At 65.0% G+C, this 23,892-nt stretch carries 27 protein-coding genes and 2 tRNA genes; 17 read left to right on the forward strand and 12 right to left on the reverse strand.

All coding sequences use genetic code 11. The annotated features are described in order from the left end of the window. Nucleotides 1-833: 833 nt before the first annotated feature. From rsmG to rpmH, 6 genes are read right to left on the reverse strand one after another with little or no spacing between them, the layout of a single operon-like run. Nucleotides 834-1,460, reverse strand: coding sequence for a 16S rRNA (guanine(527)-N(7))-methyltransferase RsmG (rsmG, locus tag AB7E03_RS13425; protein ID WP_489941872.1), 627 nt, complete (start codon nt 1,458-1,460; stop codon nt 834-836). 14 nt (nt 1,461-1,474) lie between these two features. Continuing rightward, nucleotides 1,475-2,017 (reverse strand): Jag family protein, encoded by a 543-nt coding sequence (locus tag AB7E03_RS13430; RefSeq protein ID WP_489941873.1) that lies wholly within the window; start codon nt 2,015-2,017, stop codon nt 1,475-1,477. A 13-nt stretch (nt 2,018-2,030) separates the two neighbouring features. Continuing rightward, a complete protein-coding gene (gene yidC, locus AB7E03_RS13435; protein ID WP_441784251.1) occupies nt 2,031-2,999 on the reverse strand; it encodes a membrane protein insertase YidC in 969 nt (322 codons plus the stop codon). Nucleotides 3,000-3,008: 9 nt separating this feature from the next. After that, nucleotides 3,009-3,338 carry a membrane protein insertion efficiency factor YidD gene (yidD, locus tag AB7E03_RS13440; RefSeq protein ID WP_489941874.1) on the reverse strand — a complete coding sequence of 110 codons (330 nt, stop codon included), beginning with the start codon at nt 3,336-3,338 and terminating at the stop codon, nt 3,009-3,011. Next, nucleotides 3,335-3,736 (reverse strand): ribonuclease P protein component, encoded by a 402-nt coding sequence (gene rnpA, locus AB7E03_RS13445; RefSeq protein ID WP_489941875.1) that lies wholly within the window; start codon nt 3,734-3,736, stop codon nt 3,335-3,337. The genes yidD and rnpA overlap by 4 nt, the downstream gene beginning before the upstream one ends. A 25-nt stretch (nt 3,737-3,761) precedes the next feature. Beyond that, nucleotides 3,762-3,899, reverse strand: coding sequence for a 50S ribosomal protein L34 (gene rpmH / locus AB7E03_RS13450; protein ID WP_441784254.1), 138 nt, complete (start codon nt 3,897-3,899; stop codon nt 3,762-3,764). 445 nt (nt 3,900-4,344) lie between these two features. On the opposite strand from rpmH, the gene dnaA reads away from it, so the two are divergent. The 10 genes from dnaA to AB7E03_RS13500 all read left to right on the forward strand — a co-directional run bounded on the left by dnaA (nt 4,345) and on the right by AB7E03_RS13500 (nt 15,282). Beyond that, nucleotides 4,345-5,778 (forward strand): chromosomal replication initiator protein DnaA, encoded by a 1,434-nt coding sequence (gene dnaA / locus AB7E03_RS13455; RefSeq protein WP_489941876.1) that lies wholly within the window; start codon nt 4,345-4,347, stop codon nt 5,776-5,778. A 412-nt stretch (nt 5,779-6,190) separates the two neighbouring features. Next, complete coding sequence (dnaN, locus tag AB7E03_RS13460; RefSeq protein WP_489941877.1) at nt 6,191-7,336, forward strand: DNA polymerase III subunit beta; 1,146 nt, start codon at nt 6,191-6,193, stop codon at nt 7,334-7,336. A 37-nt stretch (nt 7,337-7,373) separates the two neighbouring features. Further along, entirely contained in the window at nt 7,374-8,261 is an 888-nt protein-coding gene (gnd, locus tag AB7E03_RS13465) for a phosphogluconate dehydrogenase (NAD(+)-dependent, decarboxylating) (RefSeq protein WP_489941878.1), read from the forward strand. A 21-nt stretch (nt 8,262-8,282) separates the two neighbouring features. Next, nucleotides 8,283-9,449, forward strand: coding sequence for a DNA replication/repair protein RecF (gene recF / locus AB7E03_RS13470; protein ID WP_489941879.1), 1,167 nt, complete (start codon nt 8,283-8,285; stop codon nt 9,447-9,449). Continuing rightward, nucleotides 9,442-9,936, forward strand: coding sequence for a DciA family protein (locus tag AB7E03_RS13475; protein WP_489941880.1), 495 nt, complete (start codon nt 9,442-9,444; stop codon nt 9,934-9,936). Before recF ends, AB7E03_RS13475 begins: the two co-directional genes overlap by 8 nt. A 123-nt stretch (nt 9,937-10,059) precedes the next feature. Beyond that, entirely contained in the window at nt 10,060-12,063 is a 2,004-nt protein-coding gene (gene gyrB, locus AB7E03_RS13480; RefSeq protein ID WP_489941881.1) for a DNA topoisomerase (ATP-hydrolyzing) subunit B, read from the forward strand. Nucleotides 12,064-12,110: 47 nt separating this feature from the next. Continuing rightward, complete coding sequence (gyrA, locus tag AB7E03_RS13485; RefSeq protein ID WP_489941882.1) at nt 12,111-14,669, forward strand: DNA gyrase subunit A; 2,559 nt, start codon at nt 12,111-12,113, stop codon at nt 14,667-14,669. Then, nucleotides 14,659-15,072, forward strand: coding sequence for a DUF3566 domain-containing protein (locus tag AB7E03_RS13490; protein WP_441784262.1), 414 nt, complete (start codon nt 14,659-14,661; stop codon nt 15,070-15,072). The genes gyrA and AB7E03_RS13490 overlap by 11 nt, the downstream gene beginning before the upstream one ends. A 49-nt stretch (nt 15,073-15,121) precedes the next feature. After that, nucleotides 15,122-15,198: transfer RNA gene (locus tag AB7E03_RS13495), tRNA-Ile, on the forward strand. An 11-nt stretch (nt 15,199-15,209) separates the two neighbouring features. Next, nucleotides 15,210-15,282: transfer RNA gene (locus AB7E03_RS13500), tRNA-Ala, on the forward strand. Here AB7E03_RS13500 and AB7E03_RS13505 read toward each other — a convergent pair. After that, nucleotides 15,273-15,752: an Lrp/AsnC family transcriptional regulator gene (locus tag AB7E03_RS13505; protein ID WP_489941883.1), complete on the reverse strand. Its 480-nt coding sequence runs from the start codon at nt 15,750-15,752 to the stop codon at nt 15,273-15,275. The genes AB7E03_RS13500 and AB7E03_RS13505 overlap by 10 nt on opposite strands. A 92-nt stretch (nt 15,753-15,844) precedes the next feature. Between AB7E03_RS13505 and AB7E03_RS13510 the strand changes: the two genes are divergently transcribed. Beyond that, entirely contained in the window at nt 15,845-16,279 is a 435-nt protein-coding gene (locus tag AB7E03_RS13510; protein WP_489941884.1) for a rhodanese-like domain-containing protein, read from the forward strand. Between the two features lie 5 nt (nt 16,280-16,284). Here the strand turns inward: AB7E03_RS13510 and AB7E03_RS13515 are convergent, their stop codons facing one another. Further along, nucleotides 16,285-17,148 carry an Fpg/Nei family DNA glycosylase gene (locus AB7E03_RS13515; protein ID WP_489941885.1) on the reverse strand — a complete coding sequence of 288 codons (864 nt, stop codon included), beginning with the start codon at nt 17,146-17,148 and terminating at the stop codon, nt 16,285-16,287. A 75-nt stretch (nt 17,149-17,223) separates the two neighbouring features. On the opposite strand from AB7E03_RS13515, the gene AB7E03_RS13520 reads away from it, so the two are divergent. Further along, nucleotides 17,224-17,643: an NUDIX hydrolase gene (locus AB7E03_RS13520; protein ID WP_489941886.1), complete on the forward strand. Its 420-nt coding sequence runs from the start codon at nt 17,224-17,226 to the stop codon at nt 17,641-17,643. Here AB7E03_RS13520 and AB7E03_RS13525 read toward each other — a convergent pair. Then, nucleotides 17,640-17,840 (reverse strand): PspC domain-containing protein, encoded by a 201-nt coding sequence (locus AB7E03_RS13525; RefSeq protein ID WP_489941887.1) that lies wholly within the window; start codon nt 17,838-17,840, stop codon nt 17,640-17,642. The genes AB7E03_RS13520 and AB7E03_RS13525 overlap by 4 nt on opposite strands. A gap of 66 nt (nt 17,841-17,906) precedes the next feature. Beyond that, complete coding sequence (locus tag AB7E03_RS13530; RefSeq protein ID WP_441784268.1) at nt 17,907-18,488, reverse strand: hypothetical protein; 582 nt, start codon at nt 18,486-18,488, stop codon at nt 17,907-17,909. 121 nt (nt 18,489-18,609) lie between these two features. On the opposite strand from AB7E03_RS13530, the gene AB7E03_RS13535 reads away from it, so the two are divergent. Both AB7E03_RS13535 and AB7E03_RS13540 read left to right on the forward strand, forming a co-directional pair. Continuing rightward, a complete protein-coding gene (locus AB7E03_RS13535) occupies nt 18,610-19,149 on the forward strand; it encodes a peptidylprolyl isomerase (RefSeq protein ID WP_441784269.1) in 540 nt (179 codons plus the stop codon). A gap of 167 nt (nt 19,150-19,316) precedes the next feature. Beyond that, nucleotides 19,317-20,027 carry a rhomboid family intramembrane serine protease gene (locus tag AB7E03_RS13540; RefSeq protein ID WP_489941888.1) on the forward strand — a complete coding sequence of 237 codons (711 nt, stop codon included), beginning with the start codon at nt 19,317-19,319 and terminating at the stop codon, nt 20,025-20,027. Between the two features lie 221 nt (nt 20,028-20,248). Here AB7E03_RS13540 and AB7E03_RS13545 read toward each other — a convergent pair whose 3' ends face one another. Next, the gene (locus tag AB7E03_RS13545) at nt 20,249-20,509 is read right to left on the reverse strand and encodes a cell division protein CrgA (protein WP_441784271.1); all 261 of its coding nucleotides are present in this window, start codon (nt 20,507-20,509) and stop codon (nt 20,249-20,251) included. Nucleotides 20,510-20,617: 108 nt separating this feature from the next. Here AB7E03_RS13545 and AB7E03_RS13550 point away from each other — a divergent pair, with 108 nt between their 5' ends. The 3 genes from AB7E03_RS13550 to AB7E03_RS13560 are packed head-to-tail and all read left to right on the forward strand — an operon-like array spanning nt 20,618 to nt 22,175. Beyond that, on the forward strand, nt 20,618-21,379 hold the full coding sequence (locus tag AB7E03_RS13550) for a class E sortase (protein ID WP_489941889.1): 762 nt from the start codon (nt 20,618-20,620) through the stop codon (nt 21,377-21,379). Between the two features lie 2 nt (nt 21,380-21,381). Next, nucleotides 21,382-21,540, forward strand: coding sequence for a hypothetical protein (locus AB7E03_RS13555; protein ID WP_441784273.1), 159 nt, complete (start codon nt 21,382-21,384; stop codon nt 21,538-21,540). Beyond that, complete coding sequence (locus AB7E03_RS13560; RefSeq protein WP_489941890.1) at nt 21,537-22,175, forward strand: anthranilate synthase component II; 639 nt, start codon at nt 21,537-21,539, stop codon at nt 22,173-22,175. Before AB7E03_RS13555 ends, AB7E03_RS13560 begins: the two co-directional genes overlap by 4 nt. A 19-nt stretch (nt 22,176-22,194) precedes the next feature. On the opposite strand, the gene pknB is transcribed toward AB7E03_RS13560, so the two are convergent. Next, nucleotides 22,195-23,889, reverse strand: coding sequence for a Stk1 family PASTA domain-containing Ser/Thr kinase (gene pknB, locus AB7E03_RS13565; RefSeq protein WP_489941891.1), 1,695 nt, complete (start codon nt 23,887-23,889; stop codon nt 22,195-22,197). Between the last annotated feature and the right edge of the window lie 3 nt (nt 23,890-23,892).

Here is a 23,892-nt window from a genome sequence, read left to right on the forward strand (position 1 = left end):
CCACCTACGACCCGGAACTATCGCATGACTGCAAGATCATCACCGGATCCCAACGTAGAGAAAAGGCGACCTTGAGACGAGTTGACGTGGCCTTGTGCGCCCCGAGATCGCCTTCAGTGAACGCCTCACGCGACGAAGTGTCCGTTCGGACCTTCCGCGTGTACGGTCCCATCCGGGCAGTGGGCCGTTGGTCGTTGGTCATGGGTGGTTGGTCATGGGTGGTTGGTCATGGGTGGTTGGTCATGGGTGGTTGGTCATGGGTGGTTCATCGCGGGTGGTTCATCGCGGATCGTTCAGTTGTAGTAAGGCCGGCCTCATTCCCGGACGGAGATGCGCATCGACTTGAAGTGAGGTGTCATGTCGCACCGATGTGCGATCGCGAGCCAGCCCTGTACCAGCGCGCACCCGCGATTCTGGGAGAGTCCACTGCAGGGCGGCACCCGGTCTAACACCGACAGCCGCATCAACGATCAAGCGTCGAGACTCACCAGCCTTGACTTTCGCTCGACGCACGAGCTTCGCCATGCAGACATGTTTCACGTGCAACTACAAAACTTCGACGACCATGTGGCCCTGTCGGTGGAGTTCAGCGCATCCTTCACCGCTCCCATCGCACATCTCAAGCAGATGGGAAGCGCAGGTCGAGACCCGTCCGTCCCCACGTCCACGCGCTAGACGTCCTTCGGCCAGGTTCGGTCACAAAATGGCTCGCGAGGCGCCTGAAACGGGTTCCCTCTGCCGCGGGAAACGCGCTCAGAATGGCTCTCACAGCACTGGAGCAGGTGCTTCAGTTGTCCAGGAGCCAACCTGAAGCGTACCGAGGAAGGGCTGACCTATCGGACGGACGCCCGAATGACCCTGGTGACCTCGGTCAGCAGACCTTCGCCGAGGGTCAGCACCTCGATGTCGTGCACCTTGAACTTGCGGATCTCCTTCGAGGCGGCTTCCACCTCGGTCGAGGCGGAGGCTCCCTTCATGAGAACGAGTTCGCCGCCGTCCCGAACCAGGGGAGCGGTCAACGGCAGCAACTTGCGGAAGGCACTCACCGCTCGCGCGGTGATCTGATCGAGAGGCCCATCAAGGCGCGCCTCTTCGGCACGAGCGCGAACAACGCTGACGTTGTCCAAGCCGAGGTCGTCGACCTGCTCGTTCAACCACGCGACGCGTCGCTCCATCGGCTCGATCAGCACGAACGAGACATCCGGCCGGGCTATCGCGAGAACCAACCCCGGCAGTCCGGCACCGCTTCCCACGTCCCCGACCACGCCGGGCCGCAGCAGCGGCGCGACCACCGCGCAGTTCAGGACGTGACGGGTCCACAACCGGGGGAGCTCAAGCGGCCCGATGAGCCCGCGTTCTTCACCCTGCTCAGCAAGGTTGCGGGTGAACCGACGTGCGACGTCAACTCGGTCCGCGAACAATGCAGGCGCCGCTGATGGCTCGGTCTCGAGGTCGGTCACTGTTTCACGTGAAACTAGGCGGCAGTGATCACGGTGTGACGGTCGCGACCCTCACCGTGCGAGGTGGACACGTATCCACGCTCGGAGACGATGTCGTGCACCAGCTTCCGCTCGTACGACGACATCGGCGGAAGAGCGGCTTCCGCCGCCCCTTCGTCCAAGCGCGCAATCGCACGATCCACCAGAGCCCCGAGTTCAGCCTGTCGGGCTTCGCGCGAGCCGGCGATGTCGAGGATCAACCGCGAGAACTCGCCGGTCTTGTTCTGCACGGCGAGCCGAGTCAGTTCTTGCAGTGCGGCGACCGTGTCCGCCTTCGCGAGCATTGCGAGGTTCGAGCCGTCTTCAGCGTTGACGGAGATGTAGGCGCGTCCGTTGCGAGTGTCGATGTCGATATCGCCATCGATGTCCGCGATGTCGAGCAGCTCCTCGATGTAGTCCGCTGCGATGTCGCCCTCACGGTCGAGGTCCGCCGGCACCGCGACCTCTTCACCCTCCACGGGTGCCTGGTCGTCGGATACGTCGATGGGATCGGGGGAGGAGGTCTGCACGTCGGTCATCGGGGGATCCTTACTACTTTCCGGCCTGCTTCTTTGCGCGGGCCTTGCTCACGGGCTGCACCCGCTGGACGGCCTGCTTCTTCGGCTGCTCTTCGACCGTCAGAACGGTTGCGCCATCCGCCTGGACCAGCTTGCCCTTCTTGGCGAGACGGGCCTCACGGGCCTTCGCGGCGTCGGATCCCGGCGTCGGCATGTTGCGGATGACCAGGAACTGCTGACCCATGGTCCACAGGTTGGAGGTCAGCCAGTAGAACATCACGCCGAGCGGGAAGGCGAAGCCCGAGAAGAGGAACACGAAGGGGAGCAGGTACAGCAGGATGCGCTGTTGCTTGAACTGCGGGCTCGCCTTGGTCTCCGGCGACATGTTCTTGGAGACGATCTGCAGCTGCGTGAGGAACTGCGACCCCGTCATCAGCACAACCATAACGGCCGCTATGATCATGACCGCGACCTGCGGGGGGTGGGCGTTCATCGCACCCTGGAAGCTCTGGTGCAGGGGAGCGACACCGAACAGCGTCGCGTTGCCGAACTGGAGAGCGAGGGTCTCGTTGAGCGGACCGACGCCGGCCTTACCGCTCTGGGCGCCGTTGAGCACCTGGAACAGTGAGAAGAACACGGGCATCTGCAGCAAGAGGGGGAGGCAGGAGCTCAGCGGGTTGGTGCCCGTCTTCTTGTAGAGCTCCATCGTCTCGCGCGACATCGCCTCGCGCGAGAACTGGTCCTTCTTGCCCTTGTACTTGTCCTGGATCTTCTTCAGCTGCGGAGCGATCTCCAGCATCCGTCGCTGGTTCTTGATCTGCCGGACGAAGATCGGGATCAGCGCCGCGCGGACGACGACGGTCAGTCCGACGATGGCCAGCACCCAGGTGATGCCTGCCGCCGGGTCCAGTCCCATCTGGGTGAACAGCCAGTGGAAGGCGACGAGGATCAACTCCACGACCCATTTGATGGGCCAGAGGATGAGTCCGATGATGTCAGGCATGACTTCTAACTAAGCCTTTCCGTGGCCGACGAGGCCGTTCGAGCTGCTTGCGACGACGAAACCAAAATCAGTGACCCTGTACCGCGGCTTCTTCGCCGGCGGCACATCGTCCACCCCGCCTGCGGCCCATGGGTGGCATCGGGCGATGCGGCGGATACCGAGGTAGGAACCCACGATCACACCGTGCTGTTGGATCGCCTGCAGCGCATAGGCCGAACACGAGGGGTAGTACCGGCACACGTCGCCATAAAGAGGCGAGATCACCGCCCGATACGCGCGGAGCACCAGCACGGCCGCATTTCGCGGTGCGAGGAGCACTGCTGCGAAAGCGGTTTTCATGGACGGACGCTGCCCTTACTGGTGTGACTGCGACTGGTGGAGGTGCGGCTGCTGTGACGGGCCGAAGCCCGAAGGAGTTCTTCGTGCAGGCTAGCCCACGGTGCTTGAGCGGAGGCTGGCAATGCGCGCACCACCACATCCATCCCCGGCTCACCTTCGGTTGAGGGCGAGTACTCGGGGAGGAGTTCGTAGGCCGCCGCTTTGAGTCGGCGCCGCACGAGGTTGCGCCGTACCGCGTTACCCACCGCTTTACTCACGATAAAGCCGAATCGCACCACACTGGAGTCGGGATTCGGACGGATGTACGTGACGGTGTTCGCTCCGGTGAAGCGAGCACCACGTCGCACAGCCGCCCGGTAGTCCGCCCCTCGCGTGATGCGATTGGCTTTCGCGAGCACCGGAAGGCCCTCTGCCGGCGAAGAATCAGGCCGAGAGCGTCTCGCGGCCCTTACGGCGGCGAGCGGAGAGGATGGCGCGGCCCGCGCGGGTGCGCATCCGGAGGCGGAAACCGTGGGTCTTCGCGCGCTTGCGGTTGTTCGGCTGGAACGTTCTCTTGCTCATATCAATCTCCGTGGGTGGTCGCTTCGCAGGCCTGTGCTGAGAGATGGGACAGCAGGGAAGACCCGGAAAGTTACAGGGCAGCCGAAAAGGCCGCAAGTCAACTGATTAAAACTACGGCCTGGGGCGGATCAGGTCAAACCGATCGACTTAAATCCACTGATTATGCACGGTATTGGCAGGGACCAGGAGCCCGACGCGCCGATGTATGCCGCTGATCGGATTTGTTCGCGGTTCTGTGGACAAGTTACCGTGAGGTCGAAAGTTATCCCCAGGCCATGCCAATTCTGGCCGGAGATCGCTACGGTATTGCTCACACAGCGGTGGATAACTCTGTGAATACCCACCGGCGGCATCCGAAGCCGCCAACCCGACGAGAGTCACCGGGGGTCGACTCGTCCCCTCGTCGGGCTGACGGCATCCGCAACACAGACGAAGACGGGGAACGATGGCAGGCGGCGAAGAGTCCATAGCTTCGGCATGGCAGAACGTGCTCGGCAAGCTCGAGACGGACGATCGCATCACTCCGCAGCTGTACGGCTTCCTCAGCCTGGTCGAGCCCAAGGGCATCATGGCCGGCACCTTCTACCTGGAAGTCCCGAACGAATTCACCCGAGGGATGATCGAGCAGCGCAGCCGGCTCCCCCTCCTGAACGCCATCGGCGCCCTCGACGACGGACTCGCGGTCAACACCTTCGCGATCGTGGTCAACCCGGAGATCCAGCAGGAGACCATGGCCGGCACCGCAGCCGAGCCAGAAGCGGCACCCACGTCGTACGCAGACCAGGTCGCGCCAATGGTGAGCCCTCCGACGGAGATCACGGCGCCTCCCCGAGGCGGAGACACCCGCCTCAACGCCAAGTACAGCTTCGACAACTTCGTCATCGGGCAATCCAACCGGTTCGCGCACGCCGCCGCGGTCGCCGTAGCCGAAGCACCCGCGAAGGCCTACAACCCGCTCTTCATCTATGGCGACTCGGGCCTCGGCAAGACGCACCTCCTCCATGCCATCGGCCACTACGCGATGAGCCTCTACCCCGGGATCCGGGTGAGATACGTCTCGTCGGAGGAGTTCACCAACGACTTCATCAACTCGATCGCCAATAACCGCGGCTCGTCGTTCCAGGCGCGCTATCGCAACATCGACATCCTGCTGATCGACGACATCCAGTTCCTGCAGCGAGCGGTGGAGACCCAGGAAGCGTTCTTCCACACGTTCAACACTCTGCACGACCACAACAAGCAGGTGGTCATCACCTCCGATCTGCCGCCGAAGCACCTCACCGGCTTCGAGGACCGGATGCGGTCCCGCTTCGAGTGGGGCCTGATCACCGACGTCCAGGTCCCCGACCTCGAGACGCGCATCGCGATCCTGCGCAAGAAGGCGCAGAGCGAGAAGATCCAGGTGCCCGACGACATCCTGGAGTTCATGGCGTCGAAGGTGTCGAGCAACATCCGGGAGCTGGAGGGGACGCTCATCCGCGTCACCGCGTTCGCCAGCCTCAATCGCACACCGGTCGACATGCCCCTCGTGCAGACGGTGCTGAAGGACCTGATCACGCTCGACGACGACAACGTGATCGCGCCGACCGACATCATCACGAACACCGCGGAATACTTCAAACTCACCGTCGACGATCTCTACGGTTCCAGCCGGTCGCAGGCGGTCGCTACCGCACGCCAGATCGCCATGTATCTGTGCCGTGAACTCACGAACCTCTCCCTGCCGAAGATCGGACAGCTCTTCGGCGGCCGCGACCACACCACCGTGATGTACGCCAACAAGAAGATCAGCGAGCTCATGAAAGAGCGCCGGTCGATTTACAACCAGGTCACGGAGCTGACCAGCCGTATCAAGCAGACGCACCGCTACGGCAAGTAGACCGCCTCTCTAGCGCAGAACTTATCCACATATCCATCCCCAGAGTGGGGACAAAGCCTTATTAACACTTGTGGATAACTTGTGGAGAGCCTCCGGAGAACTACACGTTTAATGGGGACGGTGAGCCGTGACCTGTGGGAACGCGTCGTCGGGCTCCCGGCGCTCGGATCGTTGTGAACACCCGGATTCCGCAGTCCATCAACATGTCACGTCCGTGTAGTTCCCTGTGTTCGCTTGGCCTCAACAGAGTTATCCACAGTTTCCACATCGGTTAACACGATTACTTCTTAACTCTTCTCATAGAGGGCGGACGACAACCTCAAGGGTCGCCAGGCACCACCGCTTTCCCGTCACAGGCCAGGGGCTAGGATTTGTCACGTCCGTTATCCGTGAGTCCAACAGAGGTGACTTCGTGAAGTTCCAAGCCAATCGGGATGTGTTCAGCGAGGCCGTCTCCTTCGCGGTGAAGCTTCTTCCGCAGCGGACGACCCTGCCCATCCTGAGCGGTGTGCTCATCGAGACGACGGAGAACGGACTCCAGCTGTCGTCGTTCGACTACGAGGTGTCGGCGCAGACCGAGATCGCCGCCGAGGTGGAAGAACCCGGTCGTGTGCTCGTCTCGGGCCGTCTTCTCGCCGAGATCGCCTCCAAGCTTCCGAACGCCCCCGTGCAGTTCTCGACCGAGGAGTCGAAGATCGTCGTGCGGGCCGGCTCGGCCAACTTCACGTTGCTGTCCATGCCGGTCGAGGAATACCCCAGCATCCCGCAGGTGGGAGGAGACGCCGGGCTCGTCCCCGCCGAGGAGTTCGCTCAGGCTGTTGCCCAGGTCGGCGTCGCGGCGTCGCGCGACGACGTCACCCCGGTGATCACCGGCGTCCAGCTCGAGGTCGGCGACAACCGCCTGGGCCTCGTCGCCACCGACCGCTACCGCGTCGCCGTGCGGGAAATCGACTGGGACAACGGCACCACGGCGGGCGATTCGGTCACCGCGCTGGTGCCGGCGCGCACCCTCACCGAGATCGGCAAGACCTTCGGGCACAGCGGCAACGTCTCGATCTCGATCACGAACCGCGACGACCGCGAGCTGATCGCCTTCACCGCGGACAAGAAGACAGTCACCTCCCTCCTGATCAAGGGAAACTTCCCTCCTGTGCGCCGGCTCTTCCCCGAGCAGGTCGACAACTACGCGGTGATCAACACCGCCGAACTCATCGAGGCGACCCGTCGTGTCGCCCTCGTCCTTGAGCGCGAGGCCGCGCTCCGCTACACCTTCACCGCCGACGGACTGACGCTGGAAGCGATCGGTTCGGAGCAGGCGCAGGCATCCGAGAGCATCGACGCTCTTCTCACTGGCCAGGAGACGGTGGTTTCATTGAAGCCGCAGTTCCTGCTCGATGGTCTCGGTGCGGTGCACTCGGAATTCGTGCGCATCTCGTTCACCAAGACCGAGAACCCCAACAAGCCGGGGCCTGTGCTCATCACGAGCCAGACGTCGAAGGACCAGGCGGGAGCGGACTCCTACAAGTACCTGCTCCAGCCGAACCTGCTCCTGCGCTAGTTCCCGGCGCCGCTGAAGCAACAGAAGAAGGATCATCATGCACATCGGCCTCATCGGTCTCGGACGCATGGGCAACAACATGCGTGCCCGTCTCGAGAAGAACGGCATCGACGTCACCGGATACGACACGAACCCCGAGGTCTCGGACGTCGCGACCGTCGCGGACCTCGTCGCCGCGCTTCCTGCACCTCGGACCGTCTGGGTCATGGTGCCGGCCGGCCAGATCACCGACTCGGTCATCCGCGAACTCGAGCCGCTGCTCGAGAAGGGCGACCTCGTCATCGACGGTGGAAACTCGAAGTTCACCGAGGACTTCGCGCATGCCGAGCTGCTCGCCCCCCGTGGTGTGGACTTCATGGATGTCGGCGTCTCCGGTGGAATCTGGGGCCTCGACAACGGCTACGGCCTGATGGTCGGCGGTTCGGCCGAGCAGGTGGAGCGTGTGCTTCCCGTCTTCGACGCGTTGCGACCCGAGGGTCCGCGCGACGAGGGCTTCGTCCACGTCGGCGAGGTCGGCGCGGGTCACTACGCGAAGATGGTGCACAACGGTATCGAGTACGCCCTGATGCAGGCCTACGCAGAGGGATACGAGCTCCTCGATACGCGCAAGGACATCATCAAGGACGTCACCGGTACGTTCAAGGCTTGGCAGCGCGGGACGGTAGTCCGCTCGTGGCTGCTTGACCTCCTGGTCCGCGCTCTGGAGCAGGACCCTGAGTTCGAGCACATCGAGGGCTACGTTCAGGATTCCGGCGAGGGCCGGTGGACCGTCGAGGAGGCGCTCAACAACGCCGTCCCCGTGCCGACGATCAGCGCATCCATCTTCGCGCGGTTCGTTTCGCGCCAGCAGGACTCGCCTGCGATGAAGGCCGTCGCCGCTCTGCGCAACCAGTTCGGCGGCCACGCCGTCAAGGCCGTGGACTGAGACCCGCGAACTGAAAACTCTGTGCGTGTCACACATCTCTCCCTGACCGACTTCCGCAACTACCGCACTGCGGAGGTGCCGTTCGCGGCCGGCGCGAACCTGTTCGTCGGCCGCAACGGCCAGGGAAAGACCAACCTCGTCGAGTCGCTCGGCTACCTGAGCACCCTCGGGTCGCATCGGGTGTCGAGCGACCAGGCGATGATCCGGAAGGACGCGGACGCCGCGATCGTCCGGGCGCGCATCCAGCACGACGGCCGCGAGCTGCTGGTCGAGGTGCAACTCAATCGCACCTCGCCGAACCGCGCCCAGGTCAATCGCGGGGCGATCAAGCCGCGCGAACTCCCGCGGTACTTCTCCAGCGTGCTGTTCGCTCCGGAGGATCTGGCGCTGGTGCGTGGCGAGCCGGGCATCCGCCGTAGGTACCTCGACCAGCTGCTCATTCAGCGGAACCCCCGCTACTCGGCGGTCATCGCCGACTACGAACGGGTGCTCAAGCAGCGCAACACCCTGCTGAAGTCGGCTCGGGCTTCGCGCGTCCGCGAGGACCAGTTGGGAACGCTCGAGATCTGGGACGACCGCCTCGTCCAGCTGGGATCCGAACTCATCGACGCACGCCTCGACCTCGTGACGCGACTGAGCGATCCCGTGGTCGCGGCGTACCGATCGGTCGCCGGCGACGACCATCACCCCCGGCTGATCCCGCAGCTGACCATCTTCGGCGCGCATGTCGAGGACGATGAGGATGCCGACGGCGACGATGTGACCGGGTCAGCCGGTGTCGCTACGCCCGAGGCTTTCCGGCGGGCGCTTGCCGCGGTCCGCCGCAAGGAGCTGGACCGTGGTCTGACGCTCGTGGGTCCGCACCGCGATGACGTGCTGTTCGAGTTGAACGCTCTACCCGCCAAGGGATACGCGAGCCATGGCGAGTCGTGGTCGTTCGCGCTCGCCCTGAAGCTTGCCTCGGCCGAGCTGCTGCGCCGTGAGTCCACGACCGGCGATCCCGTCCTCATCCTCGACGACGTGTTCGCGGAGTTGGACCAGGCACGTCGGCGCATGCTCGCAACTGCCGTAGCCGGTTACGAGCAGGTGCTCATCACCGCTGCGGTGCTGGACGACGTTCCAGAAGAACTGACGGCGCACACCGTGCGGATCGAAGCGGGCACCATCGTGGAGACGTCCGGTGTCTGAAACTCGCGGGCCGGGGGAGGCGTCGGCCGTCTATCTGCGGCTGAAAGCGCTGTTCGCAGGAACGGGCTCCCGCAGCAGACGCGCTCCGAAGCGCGAAGAGGATCCCACGGCGAGCCGGCCCTTCGGTTCAGGCCGCGACCCTCGCGGCGTAGGGGATGTGGTCGATGCGTTGGCAGCGCAGCTCGGCTGGACCTCGGCTCTTGCGCAGTCCGACCTCCTCGAACGGTGGCGTGAACTGGCCGGTGACGAGACGGCCAAGCACGCCGTCCCGGACCAGATCACCGACGGCGTGCTGGTCGTTCGGTGCGAGTCGACGGCGTGGGCGACACAGCTGCGGATGATGCGGTCGGAGCTCCTCGCTCAGATCGCTGAGCGATTCCCGGAGGCAGGGATCGAGTCAATCCGTTTTCAGGGGCCGGACGCCCCCTCCTGGAAAAGAGGCCCCAGGTCGATTCCAGGGCGTGGCCCGCGCGATACTTACGGCTGAGGGCACAAAAGAGGTAGCCCTGCCGCGGAAAATGCGTCAGACGGCCGTTTTCGGGCATTTCTCCGCCCGGCTCTTGGTAGACTGGAACGTCACTGTTGAGTGCGGTCAGGAGCCAATTTTCATATGACGATGGAACCGAACAAGGCCGGGACGGAACACGAGTACGGCGCCAATGAGATCCAGGTCCTCGAGGGTCTCGAAGCCGTCCGGAAGCGACCCGGAATGTACATCGGTTCGACCGGACCCCGCGGACTCCACCACCTGGTCTACGAGATCGTCGACAACTCCGTCGATGAGGCCCTCGCCGGGCACGCGGACAACATCGAGGTGACCATCCTCCCGGACGGCGCCGTGCGCGTGATCGACAACGGTCGAGGCATCCCGGTCGACGAGCACCCGGTGGAGAAGAAATCGACGGTGGAGGTCGTCCTCACGATCCTGCACGCCGGCGGAAAGTTCGGCGGCGGCGGCTACGCGGTCTCCGGTGGTCTGCACGGCGTCGGCAGCTCGGTGGTCAATGCCCTCTCGTCGCGTCTCGATGTCGAGGTGCGCCGTCAGGGCTACGTCTACCGGCAGAGCTACCGCAACGGTGTGCCGGAGGCTCCCCTGGAGCAGGGCGAGGCGTCGGATGCGACCGGCACCACCATCACCTTCTGGCCGAGCCCCGAGACGTTCGAGACGGTCGTCTTCGACTATGAGACGCTGCGGACGCGGTTCCAACAGATGGCCTTCCTCAACAAGGGCCTGCGCATCGCGCTCACGGATGAGCGACCGCGCCAGGTTCCGGAGGTCGAGGGCGAGGTCGACGAAGAGGAGTTCGAGCCCCAGCACGAGGTCTTCCTGTACGAGCGCGGCCTCACCGACTACGTCCACTACCTCAACTCGGCGAAGAAGGCCGAAGTCGTGCACGACGAGATCATCTCGTTCGAGACCGAGGACACCGAGCGCAAGATCGCCCTCGAAGTCGCGATGCAGTGGACCACGGGCTACAACGAGAGCGTCTTCACCTACGCCAACACCATCAACACGCACGAGGGCGGCACACACGAAGAGGGATTCCGTGCCGCGCTGACGACGCTGGTGAACCGGTATGCGCGTGAGAAGGGCATCCTGAAGGAGAAGGACGACAACCTCTCCGGCGATGATGTCCGCGAGGGTCTGACCGCGGTGATCTCGGTGAAGCTGTCCGAGCCGCAGTTCGAAGGCCAGACGAAGACCAAGCTCGGCAACACCGAGGCCAAGGCGTTCGTGCAGAAGGTCGTCGGCGACCAGCTCGGAGACTGGTTCGACCGCAACCCGAACCAGGCGAAGGACATCATCCGCAAGGCGCTGCAGGCAGCGACCGCACGACTCGCTGCCCGCAAGGCGCGTGAGACGGCACGTCGCAAGGGTCTGCTCGAGAGCGGTGGGATGCCGGGCAAGCTGAAGGACTGCCAGTCGAAGGACCCGACGGTGTCCGAGATCTTCATCGTCGAGGGCGACTCGGCCGGCGGCTCCGCCGTGCAGGGCCGCAACCCCGAGACGCAGGCGATCCTGCCCCTGCGCGGCAAGATCCTGAACGTCGAGAAGGCACGACTCGACCGGGCCCTGGCGAACAACGAGGTCCAGGCGATGATCACGGCGTTCGGCGCCGGCATCGGCGAGGACTTCAACCCGGAGAAGGCCCGGTACCACAAGATCGTGCTGATGGCCGATGCGGATGTGGACGGCCAGCACATCACGACCCTGCTCCTCACCCTGCTGTTCCGCTACATGCGACCGCTCGTCGACCTCGGCTACGTGTACCTCGCGCAGCCGCCGCTGTACCGGCTGAAGTGGTCGAACGCCGAGCACGAGTACGTCTACTCCGACCGGGAGCGCGACGCCTTCCTGGCGGATGGCCTCGCGGCCGGCAAGCGGATCCCCAAGGACAACGGTGTGCAGCGCTACAAGGGCCTCGGCGAGATGGACTACAAGGAGCTCTGGGAGACCACGATGAACCCGGAGACCCGCACTCTGCTGCAGGTCACGCTCGACGATGCCGCGGCGGCTGACGAGATCTTCGCCACCCTGATGGGCGAGGACGTCGAATCGCGCCGCTCGTTCATCCAGAAGAACGCCAAGGACGTGCGGTTCCTCGACATCTGACGCGTCCGCGCTGACAGATCAAGAGGAATCACGAGGAAGAGAAGACTGTGACGGACGAAGAGAACCTTACGGGCGAGGCCGGCGACGGCGCTGGCTTCGGCATCCACGGCAGGATCGATCAGGTCGACCTGCAGTCGGAGATGCAGCGGTCGTACCTCGACTACGCGATGAGCGTCATCATCGGCCGCGCGCTGCCCGAGGTCCGCGACGGCCTCAAGCCGGTGCACCGCCGCGTGATCTACGCGATGTTCGACGGCGGCTACCGACCGGACAAGGCATTCTCGAAGTGCGCTCGCGTGGTCGGCGACGTCATGGGCCAGTTCCACCCGCACGGCGACTCGGCGATTTACGACGCCCTGGTGCGCCTGGTGCAGCCGTGGAGCCTCCGGTACCCCCTCGCCCTCGGCCAGGGCAACTTCGGTTCGCCGGGCAACGACGGCGCGGCGGCGCCCCGATACACCGAGACCAAGATGGCTCCGCTCGCCCTCGAGATGGTCCGGGACATCGACGAGGAGACCGTCGACTTCCAGGACAACTATGACGGACGGACGCAGGAGCCGGCCGTTCTGCCCAGCCGCTTCCCGAACCTGCTGGTCAACGGCTCGGTCGGTATCGCGGTCGGCATGGCGACCAACATCCCGCCGCACAACCTCCGCGAGGTCGCCGACGGCGCGCTGTGGCACCTGGCGCACCCCGAAGCGTCGCGCGAGGAGCTCCTCGAAGAGTTGATCAAGCGGATCAAGGGCCCGGACTTCCCGACCGGAGCGCAGATCCTCGGCGTCAAGGGAATCCAGGACACCTACCGGACGGGTCGTGGTTCGATCACGATGCGCGCCGTGGTCAACATTGAGGAGATCCAGGGCCGGGTCTGCCTCGTCGTCACCGAACTGCCGTACCAGGTGAACCCGGACAACCTCGCGATCAAGATCGCCGAGCTCGTCAAGGACGGCCGCATCGGAGGCATCGCCGACATCCGCGACGAGACCTCGGGCCGTACCGGTCAGCGACTGGTGATCGTGCTCAAGCGCGACGCCGTCGCGAAGGTCGTGCTGAACAACCTCTACAAGCACACGCAGCTGCAGGAGAACTTCGGCGCGAACATGCTTGCGATCGTCGACAACGTTCCGCGCACGCTCGCCCTCGACGGCTTCATCACCGCGTGGGTCGACCACCAGGTCGAGGTCATCGTCCGCCGCACCCGGTACCGGTTGCGGAAGGCCGAGGAGCGCGCTCACATCCTGCGCGGCTACCTGAAGGCTCTGGATGCTCTCGACGATGTCATCGCCCTCATCCGCCGGTCGCCCACGGTCGACGATGCTCGGACCGGCCTCATGGAGCTGCTCGACGTAGATCAGGTGCAGGCAGACGCGATCCTCGCGATGCAGCTGCGCCGCCTGGCCGCCCTCGAGCGCCAGAAGATCATCGACGAGCACGACGAGATCGAGCGAGAGATCGAGGACTACAAGGCGATCCTCGCCGACCCGGTGCGTCAGCGCACCATCATCAGCGAGGAACTCACCGAGATCGTCGACCGCTTCGGCGACGACCGGCGCACCGAGATCATGTTCGGCTTCGACGGCGACATGAGCATGGAAGACCTCATCCCCGAAGAGGAGATGGTGGTCACGGTCACGCGCGGCGGCTACATCAAGCGCACCCGCAGCGACAACTACCGCAGCCAGCACCGCGGCGGCAAGGGTGTGAAGGGCGCCCAGCTGCGCGGCGAGGACGTGGTCGACCACTTCTTCGTCACCACGACGCATCACTGGCTGCTGTTCTTCACGAACAAGGGACGCGTGTACCGCGCGAAGACGTACGAGGTGCAGGAGGCCGGCCGCGATGCCAAGGGCCAGCACGTCGCCAACCTCCTCGCTATGCAGCCCGATGAGGAGATCGCCGAGATCCTCGACATCCGCGACTACCAGGCGGCCAAGTACCTCGTGCTCGCCACGCGCGACGGCCTGATCAAGAAGACCGCGCTCGACGAGTACGACACGAACCGCTCCGGCGGCATCATCGCGATCAAGCTACGGGAAGATGACGAGGTCGTCTCGGCGTTGCTGGTCGAAGAAGATTCCGACCTGCTGCTCGTGTCGCGCAAGGGGATGTCCATCCGCTTCACCGCGTCGGACGATGCACTGCGTCCGATGGGTCGCTCGACCTCCGGCGTCATCGGAATGCACTTCCGCGGCGAGGACCGACTGCTGGACGCCTCCGTCGTCTCCGACGAGGGTTACGTGTTCGTGGTCACCGAGGGCGGCTATGCGAAGCGCACCGCCGCCGACCAGTACCGCCTGCAGAATCGCGGCGGTCTCGGCATCAAGGTGGCCAAGCTGAGCGACGATCGCGGTGACCTCGTCGGTGCTCTGATCGTCGGTGAGGACGACGAGGTCCTTGTGGTTCTTGCCAGCGGCAAGGTGGTACGCTCTGCCGTGGCCGAGGTACCTGCCAAGGGCCGCGACACCATGGGTGTCGTCTTTGCACGTTTCGCCGAGTCGGACAAGATCATCGCACTGGCGAAGAACACCGAACGTGACCTCGAATCCTCCAGTCTCGCGGAGGATGAGGAGAACGTCGGGAAGGAAGAAACCGTAGATGAGCAGTAGCGTCGCCGAGAAGCTCGCCAAGAAGTCGTCCCGACGACCCGCATCCGCCAAGCAGGTGCGGCTCAAGCTGGTCTATGTCGACTTCTGGTCGACCGTGAAGTTGTCGTTCCTCGCGGGCATCTGCCTGGCCATCATCGCGGTCGTCGGGACGTTCCTGATCTGGACCGTGCTCGATCGCACCGGCATCTTCGACCAGGTGAACAGCCTGTTCAAGGACATCTCGGGCGCCGGGGGAAGCGACCTCCGGTCCATCCTGGGCCTCGGACAGGTCATGGGATTCTCGCTGATCGTCGCCATCCTCGACATCGTGGTGGTGACCGCGCTGGGTGCTGTTTTCGCGCTGCTCTACAACCTCTCGGTGAAGATCACAGGCGGACTTCTCGTCGGTTTCACCAACAACTGACGATTTCGCAATGCTCGGGCAGATCGGGTAGTCTCGTATCTGCCCATTCGGGGATATAGCTCAGGCGGTTAGAGCGCTTCGCTGATAACGAAGAGGTCCGAGGTTCAAGTCCTCGTATCCCCACCATCCCTTCACTCGGGGCCTTAGCTCAGTTGGTAGAGCGCCTGCTTTGCAAGCAGGATGTCAGGAGTTCGAATCTCCTAGGCTCCACCCTTTTCCTCCACCGGCGGCACAATGGGCCGCGCCGGAAACGGGCTCGAGTACGAGACGCTGGTGGTCACGCTTCCCAGGGTCCCCACCGTGCCGCTGATCTGTTCCAGATGGCGCATGGATGTGGCCACGACCTTGAGGATGAAGCAGTCGTCGCCCGTGACGTGGTGCGCCTCCACCACCTCGGGGATCCCCTCCAACAGATCGTGCAGCGGCTTGTACTGGCTGCTGGGATACCGCAGCCGCAGGTACGCGAGGATGCCGTAGCCGAGCCGTTCGGGGTCGATTACCGCATGGTACCCGGTGATGACTCCGGCTTCCTCTAGGCGTCGCACCCGCTCGGCCACCGCACTGTGCGACATGTGGACCGTGCGCGCCAGCTCGGCGATCGACTGGCGACCGTCGCGCTGCAGCTCGGTGAGCAGCTGCCGGTCGGTGCTGTCTACGACGAATGGGAAAGTAACGGCCATGACCGGATTCTGCCATGATTCCGACGGCCTGCTGCCTCGAACGCCCTCAATCAGCTCTTCAGCGAGCCGGGCTGATTTTCTAGTCTCGAACCATGACGACACAGACCTCCGAGGCCGCCCGCCACTTCGCTGACAAGCTGCGTTTCGAGACCGATCCTTCGGATGTGAAGGCCGCGTTGGATGCCGGCGAACCCGTTGTGCTGGTCGATAGCCGCGGCGAGGCGGCATGGCTACAGGGTCGAGCTGCGGGTGCCATCCACCTGCCGACGGCTGAGATCAACGAGCGTGCGCACGCCGTCATCCCGCTCAACCGCCCGGTGGTGGTGTACTGCTGGGGCCCGGGATGCAACGGATCGACCCGCGCGGCCCTCGCCTTCAGTCTGCTCGGCTACGAGGTGAAGGAAATGATCGGCGGGTTCGAGTATTGGGCGCGGGAGGGCCTGCCGGTGGTCGACGACTCCGGACTGCTGGAGCGTGCGGCCGACCCGCTGACCGCTCCCGTCGGCGAGATCGACTGTGCATGCTGAATCCGCTACTTGAGCAGCCGGGAGAGCACCCGGTCGGCGAGTGGTTTGCCTCCGGTCTGGCAGGTGGGGCAGTACTGGAACGTCGAATCGTGGAAGATCACTTGCCGGATGGTGTCTCCACACACCGGACACGGCTGACCCGTGCGCCCGTGCACACGAAGGTTCGACTTCTTCTCGCTCTTGAGCTCGGACGCGGCCAGCCCGTCGGCGCGCGCTAGCGCATCCCGGAGCGTGGACTGCATCGCGTCGTAGAGGCGCGAGACGTCCGCCGCGGGCATGTTCGCCGGCTTGTACGGGGACATCTTGGCGACGTGCAGGATCTCGTCGGAGTACGCGTTGCCGATCCCGGCGATGAGGGACTGGCTGCGCAGCACGCCCTTGATCTGCGCTCGGCCCTGACCCGCCAGGATGGCCGCGAACGCCTCCTCGGTGAACCCGGCATCGAGCGGATCGGGGCCGAGGCGGGCGATGCCCGGAACGTCGGCCGGGTCGTGCACGACGTAGATCGCGAGGCTCTTCTTGGTCCCCGCCTCGGTGATGTCTAGTCCCGAACCGTCGTCGAGCACCAGGCGAGCGGCGAGAGGTCCTTTGCCCAGCCGTCCGTTGGGCGGAGGCGGGGGAGTGTCACGCCAGCGGATCCAGCCCGCTCTCGCCAGGTGCACCACCAGGTGGAGATCGCCGGCGCTGATGTCGAGGAACTTTCCGTGGCGGGTGACGCCGGCGATCGTCAGCCCGTGGAGCGCATCCACCGGAGGATCGAAGGTCTTCAAGGCCGAGAACGCCACGATACTGAGGCGCTCGATGACACGACTCTTCAGCCGACCATCGAGGTCGGCGGCGAGAGCGGTGACTTCCGGAAGTTCGGGCATCACCCCCTAGTCTGCCCCCGACCTCCGACATCCGCACGGGGACTCTCACAGGGCCATCCGCAGTAGGGTGAGGCGGTGGACATCAGAGTGGCTGCGTACGCAGTCATCACAGACGGCGACCGCATCCTGCTGGCTCACTGGAATGAGAGCGGACGCTCCGGGTGGACCCTGCCGGGCGGCGGCATCGACCCGGGCGAGGACCCGGCCGATGCGGTGGTCCGCGAGATCGCGGAAGAGACCGGCTACCTCGGCGAGGCGGGCGAACTGCTCGGGATCGACTCCAAGGTCATCCCGGCCGAGCACAGATTCGTACCTGACGCGGGGCCGCTGCACGCGCTGAGGATCGTCTATCGCGCCACGGTCGTCGGCGGCACGCTTACGAACGAACTCGAGGGCACCACCGACGAGGCTGCCTGGTTTCCGCTCGCGAACATCCCGAAGCGCCGGGTCGAACTCGTCGACATCGCGCTCAGGATGGCCGGACTGGCCGACTAGGCGGTCACTGGTCGCTGCTGTTCGCCCGGGATGATGATCCACATCACCACGTAGGCGATGAACTGCGGGCCCGGCAGCAGGCAGGACAGCAGGAACAGGATGCGTACCGTCCACGGCTTCAGCCCGAACCGTTGAGCGAGCCCGGCGCAGACACCGGCGAGGATGCGACCGTCACGGGGGCGTAGGAGAGTGTTCATGCTCACCAGCGTCGCAGCGCCCGCGCGGCCGCACCATCGGGGTAACCCCCGAAAAGACCCCGAGAGTTACGGCAGTGGGTCGGCCGGAGACGTGGCAGGCGTCGTCGGCGTCGTGGGCTCCTCGTCCGCCACCCACAGCTCGTCATCGGCGCGGAACGTCTGCCAGACGGCGTAGAGCAGACCGACGGCGGCGATGATGCCAAGCCCGATGGCGATGACACCACCCGCGCCCGGACCGGACTTCTGCTTCGCGACCGGCGCCTTCTTGGTCAGCTCCTTGGTCGCCTTCTTGAAGTCGCCCGCGAACGCTGCTGAACGAGCGGCACGGGCGTGGTCGACCACCGACAGTGCGGTGCCGACCACCGTGCCCACGGCCGGAATGACATCGCCGACCACGCGCTCACGCGCCTGGCCTGCATAGCGGCCGGCGGTCGCCTTGGCCGTCTGGGCGGCCGGACGGACGTACTGGTCGTAGCCGTCACGGACGCGGGGGCCGAGTTCCTCACGCGTGTAGTAGGCCGCCTGTTTGCGGGCCTCCGCAGCGAGGGCGTTGGCGTTCGCCAGCACATCCTGCTGTTGGGTCCACAGGTCCTCGGCTCCGCTGCGCAGTCGCTTGAGCTCCTTCTGGCGCTTGCGTGTCAGGCTCATCTGTTCCTCCGTTGCATCGGGGTGACGACGACTCCATCTTGCCACCGAAAGGGCTGGGGATGGCCCGAGAGCTCTCGAGACCACCGAAGTTCCTTATACGCGCTGTGCAAGAATTGGTGCCATGTCTAAGCACACCGCTGTCGCCACGCTCCACACTAACTACGGAGACATCAAGGTCAACCTCTTCGGCAACCATGCGCCGAAGACGGTCAGGAACTTCGTCGGGCTGGCGACGGGCGAGATCGAGTGGACGCACCCCGCCACGGGTGAGAAGACGAACGCTCCGCTCTACAACGGTGTTGTCTTCCACCGCATCATCCCGGGCTTCATGATCCAGGGCGGCGACCCGCTCGGTCAGGGCGTCGGCGGACCGGGCTACCAGTTCGACGACGAGATCAACCCGGAACTCGACTTCACGCAGCCGTACATCCTCGCGATGGCGAATGCCGGAATCCAGGGCGGTCGCGGCACTAACGGTTCGCAGTTCTTCATCACGGTCGGGCCGACCACCTGGCTCCAGGGCAAGCACACGATCTTCGGCGAGGTCGCCGACGACGCATCGCGCAAGATCGTCGACAAGCTGGCCGAGCTTCCGACGGACGCCCGCGACCGGCCTCTCGACGACGTCGTCATCGAGTCCATCGACATCGAGCAGGTCTGAGGAAGGACGGGCGAGCTCGCAACATGACTCAGCCCGTCGACGCCCGCGCGAACTACTGTTACCGTCACCCCGATCGCGAGAGCTATGTGCTCTGTCAGCGGTGCGGGCGGACGATCTGCGGTGACTGTCAGACTCCGGCTGCGGTCGGAGTCATCTGTCCGGAGTGCATGGCGAAGCAGCGCGCGGCGCATCCCCGCACCAAACCGGCCTGGCTGACCCGGTTCACGGGGTCAGGCGCCCCGGTCGTGACGTACGCGATCATCGGCGTCTGCGTGGTCGTCTTCGTCGTCCAGACGCTGGGCGATCTACTCGGTCTGCAGGTCACGAACGCCCTGCGTTATGCGGGTGCCTATTCGTATCCGGCGGCGATCTCCGGAGCGTTCGAACCGTGGCGCATGGTCACGAGCATCTTCGCCCACGCCAACATCCTGCATCTGCTGCTGAACATGTACACGCTGTGGGTGTTCGGTTCCGCACTCGAACCGCTGCTCGGTCGTGCCCGCTATCTGGCCCTATTCCTCATCAGTGGATTCGCCGGCTCGCTTGGCGTGCTCCTCATCGCTTCGCCCGTGGTGCCGGTCGTCGGCGCGTCGGGTGCGATCTTCGGTCTCTTCGGTGCCTTCTTCATCATCCAGCGACGACTCGGGGGCAGTGCGACCCAGATGCTGGTGCTGCTGGCGATCAACCTCGGCATCGGCTTCCTCCCGGGGTTCAACATCGCGTGGCAGGCGCACGTCGGAGGCCTGGTCGGCGGCCTGCTGGTGGGGCTGATCTTCGTCGAGACGCGTCAGCAGCAGCGCCGCCGCTGGCAGCTGCCGTTGCTGGTGCTGTTGTGCGTGATCTTCGTGGCGCTCAGCCTCATCCACTTCTTCGTGTAGTTCTCCCTGAGTTCCCCACAGCGGGTGGATAAAGTTATCCACAGGCTTATTAACACTGTGGGGAATTACACGCCTGTAACTCTCCACAGGCTTATTAACACTGGGGAAACCGCGCGCAAACGCGCGGCAACTGCTCACAGGGCGCCTGTGGATAGCTGTGGAAAACACCAAACCCGACCCAGCAGCTGCTGGCCCGGGTCTGTGTAGTGAGCGGAGGGGCGTTACCGCCAGCGCGTCGTCATGAGGAAGCCGACGAACGCGATGCCGAAGCCGACGAGGATGTTCCAGGCGCCGAGGGCGGGGATGGGGTACTGGTTCTGGCTCACGTAGAAGACGATGATCCAGATCAGCCCGAGCAGCATGAAGCCGAACATGATCGGCTTGAACCACACCGGGTTCGGCGCCTCTTCTCCCGAGGCCGCGATGCTGCGCTCAGCGCGGGCGGGTCGCTCGGGTTTCGTCTTCGACTTGCTACGTGCCATAGCACCACAGTGTAGCGGTGAAGGCCCCGAGGTTCCTGACGCCCCCGAACGGGGGAGGCCTGTGGACAGCCGTGTCGTTTCACAGCGTGCGTCCCTAGAATCTGCACCATGACCACGCCCAGAGCCCGCACCCGACGGCCCCATCGCCGTACCTCGGTGCTCGGTGTCCTGGGCGAGCTGCTGATCACCGCCGGCGTCCTCGTCCTGCTCTTCCTCGGCTGGCAGATCTGGTGGAACAACCTCGTCACCTCGGGGCAGCAGTCCAGTGCGGCTGCGCAGCAGAGCCAGAAGTGGATCGACGACGCCCTGAAGGCGCCGAAGCCTGCACCGGACACGCAGACGGCCCAGGTCGATCCGCCCGTGATCGCGAAGCCCGCCCCCTATGAGGCATTCGCCGTCGTCTACATCCCGAGACTCGGCGCGGACTGGAAGCGCACGATCCGGCAGACCGTCGACACGGAGCGGGTCCTCAACAGCTATACGGCCGGCGTCGGTCACTATATCGACACGCAGCTGCCAGGACAGGTCGGCAACTTCGCCGTCGCCGGCCACGACTCGGGATGGGGTAACACGTTCATCGACCTGTCGAAGCTGCATATCGGCGACCGGATTTATGTGCAGACCAAGGACGGCTGGTACACGTACACGTTCCGCAACTTCGAGTTCGTGCAGCCATCGGCCGTGGGAGTGCTGCTGCCGGTTCCGCGCCACCCCGGTGCTCAGCCGGTCGAGCGACTGATGACGATCACCACCTGCAACCCGCCTTTCCATGCCGGTGAGCGACTCATCGCCTACAACGCCTTCCAATCGTTCGCGCCACCGCAGGATGTTCCGAGTGAGATCGCTGCCGCGGTCGGGCAGGGAGGCTGACCGTGTACGGAGCGTTGTGGCGGGTTCTTCCCGGGCCGTGGTGGGTGCGCCTGCTCATCGTGCTGCTGCTGGTGGTCGTCGTGCTGTTCGCCCTGGTGACCTGGGTGTTCCCTTGGGTGGATTCACTCCTCGGGCCGCAGGAAGGTACCGTGGGTACGTGACCCGCGTACTCGTCATCGACAACTACGACAGCTTCGTCTACACGCTGAACGGCTACCTGCGCGAGCTCGGCGCCGAAACCGACGTGGTGCGAAACGACGACGTCGAGCGTGCGGACCTGCCGGCGAAACTCGCGGAGTACGACGCGGTGCTGGTCTCCCCGGGTCCGGGAAAGCCGTCCGACGCCGGGGTATCCATCCCGGCCGTCGAGCAGGCGCTGCGCACCGGACAGCCGCTGCTCGGCGTGTGCCTAGGTCACCAGGCGATCGCGGAAGCCTTCGGCGGGGTGGTCACGAACGCAGAAGAGCTGATGCACGGCAAGACGTCGCAGGTCACCCACGACGACAGCCCGCTCTTCGACGGGGTGGCGCAGCCGTTCACCGCCACGCGGTACCACTCGCTGGCCGTGGTCGACGGCACGATGCCGGACGACCTCACCGTGACGGCACGGACCTCTGGCGGCGTCATCATGGCGCTGCAGCACCGCGATGCCCCGATTTACGGCGTCCAGTTCCACCCGGAGTCGGTGTTGACCGAGGGGGGTTACCGGATGCTCGGCAACTGGCTCGAGGTCGCCGGTCTGGCGGGAGCCGCCGAGGCGGCCCGCTCGCTCAATCCGCTGGTGAAGCTGGGCTGAGGTCGGCCGGAAAGGTCTGTCAGCCGGAGCAGTACGTCAAATCGACGGCTGTCCCCTGAGGCACATCGCCCGGGGCCACCGACTGGGTGTGCACCATCGTCGCGCCCTTGTCTTGCGGACAGGACGGATCCGGTTTCGGATTGCCGGTGAGGCCCAGCTGCGTCAGGATGCCCGTGGCCGCCTGAATCGTCTGCCCGGTGAGGTCGGTGAGAGTCACCTTGCCGCTCGAGACGTGGAGGCCGATGGCATCCCCCTCGTGCGCAGATGCATTCGGGGCCGGATCGGTGGTGATGACGACGTTCGCGGGGACACTCGGCGAGTTCTCCGAGGTGGTCGGACCCACGGTGAGCCCCGCCTGCTGCAGGGCTTGGGTGGCCGCATCCACGGTCATGTTGTGCACATCCGGCACTGAGACGGTCTTCTTGCCGGTGGAGACGTAGACCGTGATCGTGTCGCCGGTGGCGACCACGATGCCTGCTCCGGGATCTGTGCGGATCACCTGTCCCTGTGCGTAGGTCGGACTCGACTCCGTCGTCTGCACCCACTTCAGCTTCATGTCGTCGAGCTGCGCGGTGGCCTTATCGAGGACCTGGCCTGACAGGTTGGGGACCTTGCGGGAGGTGTCAGGCATCGTCGTGCTCGGTGCGAGCCGCAGAACCCAGGCGAGCACAGCAACGATGACGACCGCCATGATCGCGATACCGGCCCAGATCCAGATGACGGGTGGGCGCCGCTGCGTCCGCCTCATCGTCTGATCCTCGGCCAGCTGGCGGAAGGCGGCCTCCGGCCCGGACACGGAGCTCGGCGGTGCACCGAACAGCGTCTCGGCGAGCTCGTCCTCGTGCTTGCGCTTCGGCACGCGCCCCGCCGCGGCCTCTTCGAGGTCGGCACGGAACTCGGCCACCGTCTGGTAGCGCTCGAACCGGTCCTTCGTCATGGCGCGGGCGACGACAACATCCATCGCGGGGGAGACTTTGGGGTTGACCGTGCTGGGAGCGACGGCCGTCTCACTGACGTGCTGGTACGCGATCGCGACCGGGGTGTCGCCGCGGAACGGCGGCCGGCCGGTGAGCATCTCGAAGAGCACGACGCCGGTGGAGTAGAGATCGGTGCGGGCGTCGACGGACTCGCCCTTCGCCTGCTCCGGCGAGAAGTAGCTCGCGGTGCCGAGCACCGCGGTGGTCTGGGCGACCGTGGCGGACGAGTCGCTGATCGCACGGGCGATCCCGAAGTCCATCACCTTGACCTGGCCGGCTTTGGTGATCATCACGTTGCCCGGCTTGATGTCGCGGTGCACGACGCCGGCGCGATGTGAATACTCGAGCGCGGTGAGGATGCCCTCGATGATCCGCACCGCCTCCGTGACCTCCAGGGGACCCTTCTTGATCAGGTCTTTCAGGAGGACGCCGTCGACGTGCTCCATGATGATGAAGGGGAGCTGTGCCTCGTGACCGTCCGGCTCGCGCACCGTCTCTTCGCCGGCGTCGAAGACGCGCACGATGGTCGGGTGCGTCATTCGGGCGGCGGCCTGCGCCTCCTGGCGGAAGCGGGTGCGGAACGCGGGGTCGGTCGCCAGCGACGGCTTCAGCAGTTTGATGGCGACGGTGCGCCCTAGCCGGGTGTCGGTGCCGCGGTGAACATCGGACATTCCGCCTCGACCGATGAGTTCGCCCACCTGATATCGGCCTGCGAGCAGGCGGCTATCTGGGCTCAATGC

The organism is Leifsonia sp. RCC_180, assembly GCF_058138205.1.

Excerpts from the sequence above, each read along its gene's own strand:
- AB7E03_RS13430 (WP_489941873.1), bottom strand. The coding sequence starts at position 2,017 with ATGACCGACGTGCAGACCTCCTCCCCCGATCCCATCGACGTATCCGAC.
- yidC (WP_441784251.1), bottom strand. The coding sequence starts at position 2,999 with ATGCCTGACATCATCGGACTCATCCTCTGGCCCATCAAATGGGTCGTG.
- yidD (WP_489941874.1), bottom strand. The coding sequence starts at position 3,338 with ATGAAAACCGCTTTCGCAGCAGTGCTCCTCGCACCGCGAAATGCGGCC.
- rpmH (WP_441784254.1), bottom strand. The coding sequence starts at position 3,899 with ATGAGCAAGAGAACGTTCCAGCCGAACAACCGCAAGCGCGCGAAGACC.
- dnaA (WP_489941876.1), top strand. The coding sequence starts at position 4,345 with ATGGCAGGCGGCGAAGAGTCCATAGCTTCGGCATGGCAGAACGTGCTC.
- gnd (WP_489941878.1), top strand. The coding sequence starts at position 7,374 with ATGCACATCGGCCTCATCGGTCTCGGACGCATGGGCAACAACATGCGT.
- gyrB (WP_489941881.1), top strand. The coding sequence starts at position 10,060 with ATGACGATGGAACCGAACAAGGCCGGGACGGAACACGAGTACGGCGCC.
- AB7E03_RS13490 (WP_441784262.1), top strand. The coding sequence starts at position 14,659 with ATGAGCAGTAGCGTCGCCGAGAAGCTCGCCAAGAAGTCGTCCCGACGA.
- AB7E03_RS13505 (WP_489941883.1), bottom strand. The coding sequence starts at position 15,752 with ATGGCCGTTACTTTCCCATTCGTCGTAGACAGCACCGACCGGCAGCTG.
- AB7E03_RS13510 (WP_489941884.1), top strand. The coding sequence starts at position 15,845 with ATGACGACACAGACCTCCGAGGCCGCCCGCCACTTCGCTGACAAGCTG.
- AB7E03_RS13515 (WP_489941885.1), bottom strand. The coding sequence starts at position 17,148 with ATGCCCGAACTTCCGGAAGTCACCGCTCTCGCCGCCGACCTCGATGGT.
- AB7E03_RS13525 (WP_489941887.1), bottom strand. The coding sequence starts at position 17,840 with ATGAACACTCTCCTACGCCCCCGTGACGGTCGCATCCTCGCCGGTGTC.
- AB7E03_RS13530 (WP_441784268.1), bottom strand. The coding sequence starts at position 18,488 with ATGAGCCTGACACGCAAGCGCCAGAAGGAGCTCAAGCGACTGCGCAGC.
- AB7E03_RS13535 (WP_441784269.1), top strand. The coding sequence starts at position 18,610 with ATGTCTAAGCACACCGCTGTCGCCACGCTCCACACTAACTACGGAGAC.
- AB7E03_RS13540 (WP_489941888.1), top strand. The coding sequence starts at position 19,317 with ATGGCGAAGCAGCGCGCGGCGCATCCCCGCACCAAACCGGCCTGGCTG.
- AB7E03_RS13545 (WP_441784271.1), bottom strand. The coding sequence starts at position 20,509 with ATGGCACGTAGCAAGTCGAAGACGAAACCCGAGCGACCCGCCCGCGCT.
- AB7E03_RS13550 (WP_489941889.1), top strand. The coding sequence starts at position 20,618 with ATGACCACGCCCAGAGCCCGCACCCGACGGCCCCATCGCCGTACCTCG.